Origin of the sequence: Cryobacterium sp. 10I1, assembly GCF_035019805.1 — a bacterium.
In the GTDB taxonomy this organism is placed as follows: Bacteria; Actinomycetota; Actinomycetes; order Actinomycetales; family Microbacteriaceae; genus Cryobacterium; species Cryobacterium glucosi.
The window spans coordinates 1-14,659 of record NZ_JASJVF010000064.1 but is presented as its reverse complement, the minus strand read 5'-3'; the positions used below and the strand labels follow the sequence as shown (position 1 = coordinate 14,659).

13 protein-coding genes are annotated in these 14,659 nt (G+C 68.3%); all 13 read right to left on the bottom strand.

Going from position 1 to position 14,659, the window contains the following annotated elements; translation table 11 throughout:
• The coding region (locus tag QN345_RS08130) for a primosomal protein N' (RefSeq protein WP_323508558.1) at positions 1–1,777 on the bottom strand (1,777 nt) is incomplete at its 3' end.
• A gap of 2 nt (positions 1,778–1,779) precedes the next feature.
• The gene (gene metK / locus QN345_RS08125; protein WP_134448744.1) at positions 1,780–2,973 is read right to left on the bottom strand and encodes a methionine adenosyltransferase; all 1,194 of its coding nucleotides are present in this window, start codon (positions 2,971–2,973) and stop codon (positions 1,780–1,782) included.
• Between the two features lie 46 nt (positions 2,974–3,019).
• Positions 3,020–4,234 (bottom strand): bifunctional phosphopantothenoylcysteine decarboxylase/phosphopantothenate--cysteine ligase CoaBC, encoded by a 1,215-nt coding sequence (coaBC, locus tag QN345_RS08120; protein ID WP_322189719.1) that lies wholly within the window; start codon positions 4,232–4,234, stop codon positions 3,020–3,022.
• A gap of 37 nt (positions 4,235–4,271) precedes the next feature.
• The gene (rpoZ, locus tag QN345_RS08115) at positions 4,272–4,529 is read right to left on the bottom strand and encodes a DNA-directed RNA polymerase subunit omega (protein WP_134448746.1); all 258 of its coding nucleotides are present in this window, start codon (positions 4,527–4,529) and stop codon (positions 4,272–4,274) included.
• Between the two features lie 53 nt (positions 4,530–4,582).
• Positions 4,583–5,503 carry a guanylate kinase gene (gene gmk, locus QN345_RS08110; protein WP_134448747.1) on the bottom strand — a complete coding sequence of 307 codons (921 nt, stop codon included), beginning with the start codon at positions 5,501–5,503 and terminating at the stop codon, positions 4,583–4,585.
• The gene (gene pyrF, locus QN345_RS08105) at positions 5,496–6,365 is read right to left on the bottom strand and encodes an orotidine-5'-phosphate decarboxylase (protein WP_322189720.1); all 870 of its coding nucleotides are present in this window, start codon (positions 6,363–6,365) and stop codon (positions 5,496–5,498) included. The genes gmk and pyrF overlap by 8 nt, the downstream gene beginning before the upstream one ends.
• Positions 6,362–9,649, bottom strand: a complete 3,288-nt coding sequence (gene carB / locus QN345_RS08100; RefSeq protein ID WP_134448748.1) for a carbamoyl-phosphate synthase large subunit — start codon at positions 9,647–9,649, stop codon at positions 6,362–6,364. Before carB ends, pyrF begins: the two co-directional genes overlap by 4 nt.
• Entirely contained in the window at positions 9,649–10,785 is a 1,137-nt protein-coding gene (gene carA, locus QN345_RS08095) for a glutamine-hydrolyzing carbamoyl-phosphate synthase small subunit (RefSeq protein ID WP_134448760.1), read from the bottom strand. Before carA ends, carB begins: the two co-directional genes overlap by 1 nt.
• 94 nt (positions 10,786–10,879) lie before the next feature.
• Positions 10,880–11,428, bottom strand: coding sequence for a hypothetical protein (locus QN345_RS08090; protein ID WP_134448749.1), 549 nt, complete (start codon positions 11,426–11,428; stop codon positions 10,880–10,882).
• Positions 11,421–12,761 carry a dihydroorotase gene (locus tag QN345_RS08085; RefSeq protein ID WP_322189721.1) on the bottom strand — a complete coding sequence of 447 codons (1,341 nt, stop codon included), beginning with the start codon at positions 12,759–12,761 and terminating at the stop codon, positions 11,421–11,423. The genes QN345_RS08090 and QN345_RS08085 overlap by 8 nt, the downstream gene beginning before the upstream one ends.
• Positions 12,762–13,712 carry an aspartate carbamoyltransferase catalytic subunit gene (locus QN345_RS08080; RefSeq protein WP_134448751.1) on the bottom strand — a complete coding sequence of 317 codons (951 nt, stop codon included), beginning with the start codon at positions 13,710–13,712 and terminating at the stop codon, positions 12,762–12,764. It abuts the gene before it with no gap.
• Positions 13,709–14,251, bottom strand: a complete 543-nt coding sequence (gene pyrR / locus QN345_RS08075; protein WP_134448752.1) for a bifunctional pyr operon transcriptional regulator/uracil phosphoribosyltransferase PyrR — start codon at positions 14,249–14,251, stop codon at positions 13,709–13,711. Before pyrR ends, QN345_RS08080 begins: the two co-directional genes overlap by 4 nt.
• 81 nt (positions 14,252–14,332) lie before the next feature.
• Positions 14,333–14,659 (bottom strand): HNH endonuclease signature motif containing protein (locus tag QN345_RS08070; RefSeq protein WP_323508557.1); only part of this gene is annotated, 327 nt, incomplete at its 5' end.

Genomic DNA, 14,659 nt, shown 5'->3' with positions numbered 1-14,659 from the left:
CGGCGGGCGGGAAGCGCAGCTGCCTGCGGTCAGCGAGTTCTGCCGCTGCGAAGGCACCGGGCTGCCACGCGTTGAGCGCCGTCGCGAGTGCCCCTCCGACGCCGGCGAGCATGACGGACGCGCCGGGGGCGGCGAGGGCTGCTGCGTTGCTCCACCAGCGCAGGCAGTCCTCTGCGACGCCGAGGGACTCGCGGGCGAGCATCTTCTCACCGTCGAGCAGGAGGATCGCCCGGTAGCCGCCTTCGGGGATCGGCTCGGCACCGCGCGTCGCGACGACGAGGGCAGGGGCGGCCCCGATCTGCTGCAGCGGATGCTCCCCGTCGGCGACGAGGACCAGCGCGCCGGGAAAGGCGCGGCCCAGTTCCTCGGCGGTGCGCCCGGTTCCGAGGGACACCACCCGCAGGGACCTGCCCTCACAGTGCAGGCAGCTCCAGCCTGCCGCAAGCTTGCCGCACCAACGGCAGGACGGCACGGCGTTCGCGCTCGCGAGGGCGAGCGGTCCCTGGCAGTGCGTGCAGCGGGCCGATTTCTTGCAGGTCTGGCAGGCGAGGGTCGGCGCGTACCCGGGGCTCGCGACCTGGACGAGGACGGGTCCGTCAGCGAGGGCGGCCCTGGCCACCTGCCAGGCGGCGGAGGGGATCCGGTTGGTCCGCTCCTGGCGGTCGGGACTGAGCTGGAATTCAGTAGGGATCACCCGGGGATGCCGAGGGCTCAGGGGGTGCGCCTCGCCGAGAAAGCCCAGTTCGAGGAGCCGCTGCACGGGCACGCTGCGGGTGTGCCCGAAGAACATCAGTGCGCACCCGCTCAGGGCCTGGCGGACCAGTGCTGCGTCGCGGGCATGGACGTAGGGGCTGAGCGGTTCGGAGTGCAGGGGGTCCCCGTCGTCCCAGAGCAGGATCGCCCCGAGGTTGTGCGCCGGCGCGTAGACCGCAGACCGGTTGCCGAGGATGATCCGCGGGGTGGGTTCCAGGCAGGCGAGGAAGGCGCGGTAGCGCTCGGGGTTGGGCTGGCGGGCATCGACCCTGCTCACGGTTCCCGCGGGCGCGCAGGCATCGAGGGCGGCCTGGAGCTGGTCCTGGTCGCGGTAGTCGGGAACGCAGAGGATGGCGCTTCGCCCGCTCCGAACGGTTGCCGTGGCGAGTTCGGCCATCGTGGTGGCCCAGTGGCCGACGGTGCGCCCGTCCGGCAGGGCGACGAGGGCGGGTACGGCGGCCACGCTGAGGCGCCTCTGCTCGGCCAGGGCCGCGTCGAGCAGACCGGCCGGGTAGTCAGCGAAACCGGCGGATGCCGCGGGTTCGGCTTCCGGAGCAGGTTCGGCTTCGTCCTGCGCGGCTTCGTCCTGCGCGGCGAGCCAGGCCTTCTCGACCCGCACAGCGCGAGGGGGGATCGCGAGCCGGAGCACGTCGCTCGCGTTGCCGGCCGCGCGGTCGGCGACGCGACGTGCGAGCCGCCAGACCTCCGCCGTGAGCACAGGGGCAGCGGACACGATGGCCTCGACCGGGCTCAGGGCGCCATGGAAGTCGGCGGCGGCGTCCTTCGGGGGCTCGATGCCGGACACCGGTGCGTTCAGGGTCGCGAGGACGGCTCCCCCGGCATCGAGGACCTCGATCAGGTAGCCGTCGGCGACGCGTCCCGCCGAGCGCAGGGGCACCCGGACCCGCACTCCCGGCCGCGCGGCCGCGGCGAGGTCGTCCGGGATGCCGTAATCGAAGAGATGGTCGAGCTGGGGCAGTGTCGACTCGATCAGGACGCGTGCCACGAGGCCCGTGCGTCCCATGATCAGATCCCGGAGGCGCTTCTCAGCTCGTCGACGCGGTCCAGCCTCTCCCAGGTGAACTCGGGGAGCTCGCGACCGAAATGACCGTATGTCGCCGTCTTCTGGTAGATCGGGCGGAGCAGGTCGAGGTGGTGGATGATCGCGGCCGGTCGCAGGTCGAAGACCTCGCGGATCGCCGCGGTGATCTCCTTGTCCGGCAGTGCCCCTGTTCCGAAGGTCTCGACGTAGAGCCCGACGGGCGCTGCTTTGCCGATCGCGTATGCGACCTGGATCTCGAGCCGTTCGGCCAGCCCGGCTGCCACGGCGTTCTTGGCGACCCAGCGCATCGCGTACGCGGCGGAGCGGTCGACCTTGGACGGGTCCTTGCCGCTGAAGGCGCCACCGCCGTGACGGCTGGATCCGCCGTAGGTGTCGATGATGATCTTGCGGCCGGTGAGTCCGGCGTCGCCCTGGGGGCCACCGATCTCGAAGCGGCCCGTCGGGTTGATCAGCATGGTCAGGCTCGAGGAATCGAGTTCGACGCGGGACAGCACCGGGCGGATCACGAGCTCTTCGACCTCGGCGCGGAGACGCTCCGTCGTGACGGACGGGGCGTGCTGGGTCGACAGGACGACGGTCTCGACGGTGCGCGGGATGATGCCGTCGTAGCCGATCGTGACCTGGGTCTTGCCGTCGGGGCGGAGGTAGTCGAGTTCGCCGGACTTGCGGACTTCGGCGAGGCGTTCGGCGAGGCGGTGCGCGATCCAGATCGGGATCGGCATGAGCTCGGGGGTCTCCCGGGTGGCGTAGCCGAACATGATGCCCTGGTCGCCGGCGCCCTGGCGGTCGTAGTCTTCGGCGCTCGCCTGTTCGCGGTGCTCGAAGGCGTCGTCGACGCCCTGGGCGATGTCGGGAGACTGGCCGCCGATGGAGATCTCAACGCCGCAGGAGCGGCCGTCGAACCAGACGTCGGAGGAGTCGTAGCCGATGTCGGTGATGCACTTGCGCACGATCGACGGGATCTCGACGTACGCTTCCGTCGAGACTTCGCCGGCGACGTGGACGAGGCCGGTCGTGACCAGGGTCTCGACGGCGACGCGGCTGTTCGGGTCCTCGGTGAGGAGGGCGTCGAGGATGCTGTCGGAGATCTGGTCGCAGATCTTGTCCGGGTGACCTTCGGTGACGGATTCGGAAGTGAAGAGGCGAAGATCGCTCATCTGGCCTGTCTCTGTGTCGTTGGTAGAAAAGTATGGATGGAGGGGATCAGCCGAGTCCGGCGACCACAACGTCAAGGATGCGTCCGGCCACCGACATTTTTGTCCCCGCGGCCTCCGCCACTATAACTCCGGCAGAATCGAGGATCCGAACCTCGTTACGTTCCGCGGCGAACCCTTCGGTCCAGCCGACCCTGTTGAGAACAAGGAAGTCGCAGCCCTTGCGCGCGAGCTTCTCGCGGCCGAGGGAGAGGAACCGGTCGGGGTCCGCCTCCGTCTCTGCCGCGAATCCGATCACGAGCTGACCGGTGGTCTTCGCCGCGGCGAGTCCCGCGAGGATGTCCGGGTTCCTGACGAGTTCGAGGCTGAGGGTGTCCCCCTCGTCGTCTTTCTTGATCTTGTCTCCGCGGACCGTGGCCGGGCGGTAGTCCGCGACCGCTGCGGCCATGATGACGGCGTCCGCGCCCGCAGCCGCGTCGGTCACGGCGGACTGGAGTTCGAGTGCGGTGCCGACGAGGCGGGTCTCGATGCCCGCAGGCACCGGGATCTCGAGGTTCGCCGCGATGAGCACGACCGACGCTCCCCGCGCGGTGGCGGCTTCGGCGAGGCGGACGCCCTGCTTGCCACTCGATCGATTGCCGAGGAAGCGGACGGGGTCGAGGGGTTCCCTGGTGCCGCCGGCTGTGATGACGATGCGCCTGCCGGAGAGGTCTCTGGCCGGGGTTCCCGGGTGCAGGGCGGCGAGGGCCGCAGCGACGATGACGTCGGGTTCCTCCATCCGGCCGGCACCGGAATCCGATCCGGTCAGGCGTCCCACGCCGGGGCCGACGACGATGACGCCGCGGTTCCGGAGGGTCTGCACGTTGTGCACGGTCGCCGGGTTGTTCCACATCTCGGTGTGCATCGCCGGGGCGATCACGAGTGGCGCGGTGCTCGCGAGGATCGTGTTGCCGAGCAGGTCGTCGGCGAGGCCGGCCGCGAGCTTGGCGATCGTGTTCGCCGTCGCAGGGGCCACCACGATCAGGTCCGCCGACTGCCCGATCGCGACGTGGCGGACTTCGGCGACGCCCTCGTAGAGGTCGGTGTGCACCGGGTTCCGGGAGATCGCCTCGAGTGTCGGCCTGCCGACGAAGCGCAGCGCCGCTGGCGTCGCGACCACGTGGACGGAGTCTCCGAGCAGCACAAAAGCGCGCACGATGTTGACCGCTTTGTACGCGGCGATGCCGCCGGTGATTCCGACGACGATCGTGCGTCCTTGCGACATCCTGCGCGCTTCTGGTGTGCTTCTGGTCTGCTTCGTGTTACTCGACGATCGGTCGGGAAACGAGCTTGTCTTCGTTGATTTCGCGGAGGGCGACGGAGAGCGGCTTGTCGTCGACAGTCGAGTCGACGAGCGGTCCGACGTTGTCGAAGAGGCTGCCTTCGTGCAGGTCAGCGTAGTAGTCGTTGATCTGACGAGCACGCTTGGACGCGAAGATCACGAGCGCGTACTTGGAGTCGACCTTGGTGAGCAGGTCGTCGATGGGCGGGTCAATGATACCGGTGGGCTTGTTGGCCAAGGTGGCACTCCTTCAGAGCGTTTGCGGCGAGTAGACGGATAAGTCGGAGTGCGTTAAAGCAGCGAGGGTGCTTTACGCAGATTCATCAAGTCTACGACTTCCCGGGCCGCCACATTGACCTCCTGGTTGACTACACGGAAATCGAACTCGTCCTGGGCCGCCAGCTCGAGCTTCGCGGTCTCCAGGCGGCGTGCCTGTTCCGCGGGGCTTTCGGTGCCGCGGCCGATGAGGCGGCGCACCAGTTCATCCCAGCTCGGCGGAAGCAGGAAGACCATTCGCGCTTCGGACATGGCCGCGCGCACGGAGCGTGCGCCCTGAAGGTCGATTTCGAGGAGGACGCTGTGTCCGCTCGCGAGTGCCTGTTCCACGGGCTCGCGAGGGGTCCCGTAGCGGAAGGCATTGTGGACGACGGCCCACTCGAGCAGCTCCCCCGACGCGACCATACGGTCGAATTCGGCGTCGGAGACGAAGAAGTAGCTCTTTCCTTCGACTTCGCCCGGCCGCGGGGCACGGGTCGTCGCCGACACGGAAAGATGCACATCGGGGTAGTTCTCGCGGATATAGCCGGCGACGGCACCCTTACCGACCGCCGTCGGCCCGGCGAGCACGACGAGGTGTGCGTCGGTGGATCCACGACGGGACACGGTCCGGTTCGCGAGGAATTCGCGCAGGCGGTCGCGCTGGTGCTTGCCGAGGCCGCCGAGCCGTTTGGACGGCGAGATCTCGAGCTGGGTCATGATCCGGCGCATCTTCGTGACACCGATGGCCGGGATGCTGACGAGGAACTCCGTCGCGCGCAGGCGTCCTTCGACGCCGTCCGGATGCTCAATGGCGGCAGATAGCACGGCAAGCGGCGTGCGCTTCCCTGCTGCGATCTCGGCCTTGACCGCTGCGCGCGCTCGGCGCGCTGCCACGGCTGCGCGCGATGCGGCAACCCGATCGACGTCTGGTGGGGTAGGGCGATTCTCAGCCACGGGCCGCTCCTGCTTCAAGTACTCGGCGTGCGATCGCCTGTCCGATTCGTTCCGGGCCTGCTGACAACACGCTACGAGATTCACTCACTATTACGGAATGAGCGTACCCCCCAAAGAGGTTTCCCAGATCAGCGACATGCGCACCCTGGTGACCAAATCCGGGAGCGAGGATCGGGGTGGCTCCTCCGACGGGTGCAACCGAGAGGTCGAGGCCGAAATCGGCGAGGTCGAGTGTCGCACCGAGCACGACGCCGATCGAGCCGAGACGACCCGTTCCCCCCGCCCTCGCGTTGCGTTCGGCGACGTCGTCGAAGACGGCACGGGCCACTGTGGCACCGGCGTGCGGGCCGTCGGGGACGCGGGCGCGCTGGATGGCGCTCGCCTCCGGATTCGAGGTTGCCGAGAGCACGAAGAGCCCCTTGCCCGCAGCGGCGGCCCGTTCGAAGACGGGCTCGAGCGAACCGACGCCCATGTACGCGTTGACGGTGATCGCATCCACTTCGAGCGGGGAACCGGGGGTGAGCCAGGCCTCACCGTACGCAGCGACGCTCGTTCCGAGATCGCCGCGCTTCACGTCCGCGATCACGAGCAGTCCTGCTGCGTGGGCATCCGCGAGCACGCGTTCGAAGGCGAGGTACCCCGGCGACCCGAAACGCTCGTAGAAGGCGAGCTGGGGCTTGATGAGGCCGACCCTGCCTGCGCACGCGGCGACGACGAGACGCCCGAAGGTCTCGGCGCCGTCAGCGGTGTCCGGCAGGTTCCAGTCCGACAACAGCCAGGCGTGGGGGTCGATACCCACGCAGAGCTGGCCCCACCGGCCGAACGCGGCCTCGACACGGTCGCCGAACGTGGAGTCGATCACAGGGCGGCTTCCCGCGTGAGTGCATATTCCTGGAGCGATGTCACCTCGAACCCGCCTCGAATCGCGTCGATGGATGCGACGGCAGCGCTGAGCTCCGCGATCGTCGTGAACAACGGCAGGTCCGCGGCGACGGCCGCCGCCCGGATCTCGTAGCCGTCGGCACGGGCGGTGCGACCGCCGGGGGTGTTGATGACGATCTGAACCTCTTCGCGGCGGATCAGCTCGACGATCGACGTATCTTCCTCATCGTGCTTCTCGCTGAACTTCGTGACGACCCTCGCGCGGATTCCGTTGCGCTGCAACACCTCCGCGGTGCCCTCCGTGGCGGCGATCTCGTAGCCGAGCTGCTGCAGGCGCAGCATCGGCAGGATGATCGCACGCTTGTCGCGGTCGGAGACCGAGACGAACACGGTTCCGCTGAGCGGGATTCCACCGTACGCGGCGAGCTGGCTCTTGGCGAAGGCGCGGGGGAAGTCACGGTCGATGCCCATCACCTCTCCGGTCGAGCGCATCTCCGGGCCGAGCACGGAATCGACGACGTGGCCTTCCGGGGTGCGGAACCGGTTGAAGGGAAGCACGGCCTCCTTCACGGCGACCGGCGATTCCATTGGGACGCGGGAGCCGTCGATGAGCGGCAGCTTTCCACTCGCCTTGAGTTCGGCGATGCTGGTTCCGACCATGATGAGCGCGGCGGCCTTGGCGAGGGTGATCCCGAGAGCCTTCGCGACGAAGGGCACCGTGCGGGAGGCCCGCGGGTTGGCCTCGAGCACGTAGAGCACGCCGGCCCCGATGGCGAACTGCACGTTGAGCAGGCCGCGCACGCCGATGCCCTGCGCGATCCCGAGGGTGGCCTCGCGGACCCGGTTGATCTCGGCACGGCCGAGGGTCACGGGTGGCAGGGTGCAGCTCGAGTCACCGGAGTGGATGCCGGCTTCCTCGATGTGCTCCATGACGCCGCCGATGTACAGCTCGGTGCCGTCGTAGATCGCGTCGACGTCGATCTCGATGGCGTCGTCCAGGAACCGGTCGACGAGCACGGGGTGCGACGGGCCGATGATGCCCTGGCCCTGCATCCGCTCGAAGTAGTCGGCGAGGGACAGGGAATCGTAGATGATCTCCATGCCGCGGCCGCCGAGCACGTAGCTCGGGCGGACGAGGACGGGGTAGCCGATCTCCTCAGCGACGACGACGGCACCGGTGAAGTCGGTGGCGACGCCGTTGCGGGGGGCGAGCAGGCCGGCCTCGTCGAGGATCTTCGAGAACAGGCCGCGCTCCTCCGCGAGGTCGATCGCGGTGGGCGAGGTGCCGAGGATCGGGATTCCCTCCGCCTCGAGCCCCTTCGCGAGCCCGAGGGCCGTCTGGCCGCCGAGTTGCACGACGACGCCGACGAGTTCGCCGCTCTGGCTCTCCGCGTGGATGACCTCGAGCACGTCCTCGAGGGTGAGCGGCTCGAAGTAGAGCCGGTCGCTCGTGTCGTAGTCCGTCGAGACGGTCTCGGGGTTGCAGTTGATCATGATGGTCTCGTAGCCGGCCTCGGAAAGGGCGAACGAGGCGTGAACACACGAGTAGTCGAACTCGACGCCCTGGCCGATGCGGTTCGGGCCTGAGCCGAGGATGACGACCTTGCGGCGGTCGCTGGGGACGACCTCCGTCTCCTCGTCGTAGCTCGAGTAGTGGTACGGGGTCAGGGCCGGGAACTCCCCCGCGCAGGTGTCGACGGTCTTGTAGACCGGGCGCACGCCGAGGATGTGTCGGACCTTGCGGACATCCGCTTCGCCGAAGCCGCGGAGCTCGCCGATCTGGGCGTCGGAGAAACCGTGGTCCTTCGCGGTACGGAGGATGTCCATGTCGAGCCGTTCGGCGGCGGCGACGTCTGCGGCGATCTCGTTGATCAGGACGATCTGGTCGATGAACCACGGGTCGATCTTGGTGGCTTCGAAGACCTGATCGATCGTGGCGCCCTTGCGGAGGGCCTGCTGAACGGTGACGATGCGGCCGTCCGTCGGGATCGAGGCAACCTCGAGGAGTTCCTCGAGCGTGCGGGTCTCCTCACCCCAGTGGAAGGACGATCCGCGCTTCTCGAGCGAACGCAAGGCCTTCTGCAGGGCGGATGCGTAGGTGCGGCCGATCGCCATGGCCTCGCCGACGGACTTCATGGTCGTGGTGAGGCGCGGGTCTGCGGCCGGGAACTTCTCGAACGCGAAGCGCGGGACCTTGACCACGACGTAGTCGAGGGTCGGTTCGAAGCTCGCCGGGGTGACCTGGGTGATGTCGTTCGGGATCTCGTCCAGGCGGTAACCGAGGGCGAGCTTCGCCGCGATCTTCGCGATCGGGAAGCCGGTGGCCTTGCTCGCGAGGGCGGACGAGCGCGACACGCGCGGGTTCATCTCGATCACGATGATGCGCCCGTCGGCCGGGTCGATCGCGAACTGGATGTTGCAGCCGCCGGTGTCGACGCCGACGGCGCGGATGATGTCGATGCCGATGTCGCGGAGCTTCTGGTACTCGCGGTCCGTGAGGGTGAGCGCGGGGGCGACGGTGATCGAGTCACCGGTGTGCACGCCGACCGGGTCGACGTTCTCGATCGAACAGACGACGACCGTGTTGTCGGCCGTGTCGCGCATCATCTCGAGTTCGTATTCCTTCCAGCCGAGGATGGATTCCTCGAGGAGGACCTCGGTGGTCGGGCTCTGGTGCAGGCCGTCGCCGACGATGCGGCGCAGTTCCTCTTCGGTGTACGCGAATCCGGAGCCGAGGCCGCCCATCGTGAAGGAGGGGCGCACCACGAGCGGATAGCCGAGGTCTTCGGCGAAGCCGATGGCCTCATCGACGGTGTGCGCGATGTGCGAGCGGGCGACGTCTGCGCCGGCGTCGAGCACGAGCTGCTTGAAGATCTGGCGGTCTTCGCCCTTCTGGATGGCCTCGAAGGACGCTCCGATCAGTTCGACGTCGTACTTCTCGAGGATGCCGCGCTCGTGCAACTGGATGGCCGCGTTGAGCGCGGTCTGGCCGCCGAGGGTCGGCAGGATGGCGTCGGGGCGTTCCTTCGCGATGATCGTCTCGAGGATCTCCGGAGTGATCGGCTCGATGTAGGTCGCATCCGCGAAGTCGGGGTCCGTCATGATCGTGGCCGGGTTCGAATTGACCAGGATGACCCTGACGCCCTCTGCGCGCAGCACGCGGCAGGCCTGGGTTCCTGAGTAGTCGAATTCGCAGGCCTGGCCGATGACGATCGGCCCGCTTCCGATGACCAGGACGCTGTTGATATCGTCGCGCTTGGGCATTACTTGGCGTCTCCTGCTCCGGTGGCCGCCGTGTGGGCGGTCACCATGTCCCTGAACCGATCAAAGAGGTAGTTGGCGTCGTGCGGGCCTGCCGCAGACTCGGGGTGGTACTGCACGGAGAACGCGGGGATGTCGAGGCAGCGGATGCCTTCGACGACCTGGTCGTTCAGGCTGTAGTGGCTGACCTCGACGCGGCCGAAGCCGGTGCGGGAGTCGCTGACGCCTTCGATCGGCATGTCCACGGCGAAGCCGTGGTTCTGCGACGTGATCTCGACGCGGCCGGTGGTCTTGTCGAGCACGGGCTGGTTGATGCCGCGGTGGCCGAAGGGGAGCTTGTAGGTGCGGAAGCCGAGCGCCCTGCCGAGGAGCTGGTTGCCGAAGCAGATGCCGAAGTACGGCACGCCGGCGCGGAGGACCTCCTGCAGCAGGGTGACGTGCGCATCGGACGCCGCAGGATCACCGGGTCCGTTGGAGAAGAAAAGCGCGGTCGGATTGAGCGAGAGCACGTGCTCCGCCGTGACCGACTGGGGCAGCACGAGCACTTCGAAGCCGCGTTCGGCGAGGTAGTTCAGCGTCGACGTCTTGACGCCGAGGTCGAGCACCGCGACGGAGCCGATCCGTTCGCCCTTCGCCGGAATCTGGAACGGTTCGACCGTCGACACCTGGTCTGACAGGTTGCGGCCGCGCATGGGGGCGCCGCCGCGGACGAGTTCGAGCTGCTCGCCTGCCGACAGGTCGAAGGCGGGCCCGGAGAAGATGCCGCTCTTCATGGCGCCGGCCGAGCGGATGTGCCGGGTGATCGCCCGGGTGTCGATGCCGCTGATCCCGACGACCTCGTTGTTCGTGAGGTCCTCGTCGAGGGTGCGCGTCGAGCGGAAGTTCGAGGCGATCCTGGCCGGTTCGCGCACGATGAACCCGGCAACCCAGATCCGGGAGGATTCCATGTCCTCGTCGTTGGCCCCGGTGTTGCCGATGTGCGGGGCGGTCATCAGGACGATCTGGCCGGCGTACGACGGGTCGGTCAGGGTCTCCTGGTAGCCGGTCATTCCGGTCGCAAAGACGATCTCGCCGAGGGTCTGTCCTCGGCTGCCGTATGCGTGGCCGACGAAGCGCCTGCCGTCCTCCAGGACGAGCACGGCGGGAGCCGTGGTCGGCGTGGTGGGTGTCTCCGGTGTCGTCGGTGTCGTCTCGTCGGGTGCCGCCTGGGCCTGGGCCTCGGTGTCGCTCACGCTACGCCTCGCTTTCGTCGTGCGCGTCCGGGTGCAGGGCACCCGCCGCTTCGGTTCGGATCGACGCGCTCACGCGGGCGCGGTCGGTGGGGTCAAGGATGCGGAAGTAGCTGTCGACGACCTGGCCTGCGGCATCCGCTTGCGGCTGGAGGCGCCAGCGGAGCAGGAGCAGACCGCCGGTCTCGACGGCGCGGTCGATGGTCCAGGTGGCGTCCTCGAGTCCGGTGACGGCCGCCATCGGGATGAAGACCGGGTTCTCGCCGACGAGATCGAGCAGAACGCCGGTCCCGGTCACGGTGACCAGGGCGCGGGCCCGAAAGCCGAGGCCGCGGATGTTCAGGCGTTCGAGCTGTCGGCCTTCCCGTGTGGTCGCGACGTAGAACGCTTCGGCCGTTGCGAGCACGGCATCGGCCGATTCCGGTCCTGGGAGCGGGTAGCCCGCGGCCAGCGCGGCATCGCGGCGGGTGCGTGCACGCCAGCTTCGGAGCATGAGCGCGAGCACGGCGACGAGGACCAGACCGATCAGGATGGCGGGGATGGTGCTATCCATGCCGGGGTTCCTCTCGTCCGCCGAGTTCAGCGGGGGCCCTGAGGACCCCGTCGAGCACGGTCGCCGTGCCGCGGTGGAAGACGGCGACGACCCGACCGGGCAGGGTCATCGCGAGGTATGGCGAGTTGGTGCTCTTGCCGGCGAGGTCGTCCCTGCCGAACTCCCGGCTCGCTGCCGGGTCGTAGAGGGTGACGTTGGCGGGGGCGCCGACCTCGAGCGGCCTGCCCTGGCTCGCGAGGCGCCCGATCCGTGCCGGGGTGGCCGAGAGCACCCGGGACACGTCCCGCCAGTCGAGAAGTCCGGTGTCGACGACGGATGCCTGCACGACCGAGAGCGCGGATTCGAGTCCGACCATCCCGTTGGCGGCCGCATCCCATTCACAGTCCTTGGACTCGACGGGGTGCGGGGCGTGATCGGTTGCGACGATGTCGATCGTGCCGTCGGCGAGGCCGGCGCGGAGGGCGTCGACGTCTTCGCGGCGGCGCAGCGGCGGATTGACCTTGTAGCGGGCGTCGTAGCCGCGGACCAGGTCCTCGGTGAGGAGCAGGTGGTGCGGGGTGGCCTCCGCGGTCACGTTGATGCCGCGCGCCTTGGCCCAGCGGATCACGTCGACGGCGCCTGCTGTCGAGACGTGGCAGACGTGCAGGCGGCTCCCGACGTGCTCGGCGAGCAGCACGTCGCGCGCGATGATGGATTCCTCGGCGACGGCAGGCCAGCCGGCGAGGCCGAGTTCGCTCGAGAGTGCGCCCTCGTTCATCTGGGCCTTCTCGGTGAGGCGCGGTTCCTGGGAGTGCTGGGCGATGACGCCGTCGAAGGCCTTGACGTATTCGAGGGCGCGACGCATCAGCAGCGGGTCGGAGACGCAGAAGCCGTCGTCGGAGAAGACCCGGACCCGGGCGCGGCTGGTCGCCATGGCGCCGAGCTCGGCGAGCCGCTCCCCCGCGAGCCCGAGGGTGACGGCGCCGATCGGCTGGACCGTGACGTACCCGGCCCGTTCACCGAGGGCGAGTACCTGTTCGACGACGCCGGCGGTGTCCTGCACCGGCGAGGTGTTGGCCATTGCGAAGACGCTCGTGAAGCCGCCGATCGCGGCGGCCTGGCTGCCGGTGAGGATCGTCTCGCTCTGCTCGTAGCCGGGTTCGCGCAAGTGGGTGTGCAGGTCGACGAGTCCGGGAAGGGCGACGAGGCCGTCGGCGTCGATCACCGTCGCGCCGGCGTGTGAGAGCGCGGTGCCGATTTCCTGGATGCGACCGCCGAAGAGCAACAGGTCGGTGCGGGTGCCGTCGGCGAGGCTCGCGTTTCGGATCAGATAGCGGGTGGCCGTGTTGTTCATTTAGCTTTCCTCCCGGTCGCCCGACATGAGCAGGTACAGTGCCGCCATACGTATCGAAACACCGTTCGCGACCTGCTCGAGCACGGTCGATGCGGCCGAATCTGCAGCGGCTGAGGAAATCTCCAGGCCGCGGTTCATCGGGCCGGGGTGCATGACAATGCTAGTCGGCGCGAGCCGGGCGAAGCGCTCATCGTCGAGTCCCCAGCGCCGCGAGTACTCGCGGCTGTTGGGGAAGAAGGCCGCATTCATGCGTTCCTGCTGGATCCTAAGCATCATGATCACGTCCGGCCCTGCGTCGATCGCGTCGTCGAGATCGAAGCTCACCGCCGCCGGCCAGCCGGTCATGTCCATCGGGAACAGGGTGGGTGGCGCGACCATCGTGACGTCGGCTCCGAGCGTCGTCAGCAGCCACAGGTTGGAGCGCGCGACCCGCGAGTGCAGCACGTCGCCGACGATGGTCACCGTGACGCCGTCGAGGCCTTTGCCGCGCGACGCGGTTTTGTGCAGGCGACGGCGGATGGTGAACGCGTCGAGGAGCGCCTGGGTCGGGTGTTCGTGGGTGCCGTCCCCGGCGTTGATGATGCCGGCGTCGATCCAGCCGCTCGTCGCGAGTACCTGGGGGGCACCGGATGCCGGATGCCGGATCACGACGCCGTCTGCGCCGATCGCGGCGAGCGTCTGGGCGGTGTCTTTGAGGCTTTCGCCCTTCGAGACGCTCGAGCCCTTGGCGCTGAAGTTGATCACGTCAGCGCTCAGGCGCTTCGCGGCGGCTTCGAAGGAGATCCGGGTGCGGGTGCTGTCTTCGAAGAAGAGGTTCACCACGGTCTTGCCGCGGAGTGTCGGGAGCTTGCGCACCTCGCGCGTGGAGACATCCGCCATGTCTTCTGCGATGTCGAGGAGCGTGATGGCGTCGTCGCGACTGAGGTCCTTGGTGGAGAGCAGGTGCTTCATTCTGCGCTCCCCCCGTCGATGCTCACGAATTCGTCGCCGTCGACCTCGAGGAGGTGCACGTTGATGCGTTCCTCCGTCGAGCTCGGGAGGTTCTTCCCGACGAAGTCCGCGCGGATCGGCAGCGCCCGGTGGCCGCGGTCGACGAGGACTGCGAGGCGCACGATCGCGGGACGGCCGTGGTCGCCGAGAGCGTCAAGGGCCGCGCGGATGGTGCGGCCGGAGTAGAGCACGTCGTCGACGAGCACCACAGTCGCGCCGTCGATGCTCGCGGGTACGAGGGTGCGGGACGGTGTGCGGGTGCGGGTGTGGGCGAGGTCGTCGCGGTACATCGTCACGTCGAGGGAACCCGAACTCACGGGTGCCGCGGCGGGTTCGATCCGCTCGATGATGTCGGCGATCCGCCGGGCGAGTGCAACGCCCCTGGTCGGGATGCCGAGGATGACGAGATTGTCCGGACCCCGGTTGGACTCCAGGATCTCGTGGGAGATCCGAGTCAAAGCCCGGGTTATTTCAGCCTGGTTGAGCACAATGCGTGACAAAACGAAGGCCTCCTTCCCCGCCTCACCGGACGGTTGTTAAAGGATGGCTGTTACCGCTGTTCAGCCTAGCAGCAGCCCCGGTCATGCGCGGTTGGGTGGTCCGGTGAGGACCTGGTGGGCGCGGTGCCGGTTCGGTGGCCGCCAGAGCCGTTGCGGATCGATCAGCCCAGGGGCCCGGACTTGTGGTGAGCCTTTCACCATCCGGATTTCCCACCCGGAGGTGTCGATCGTGTGGTGGTGGAACCAGCACAGTAGTACCCCGTTGTCGACGTTGGTCGGGCCGTCTTTCGCCCAGGGCTTCACGTGGTGTACTTCGGCCCAGTGCGCCGGCGCTTTGCACCCGGGGATGATGCAGCCGCCGTCCCGGGCGGTAATCGCCCGGCGCTGGGCCCGGTTGAAGTACCGTCG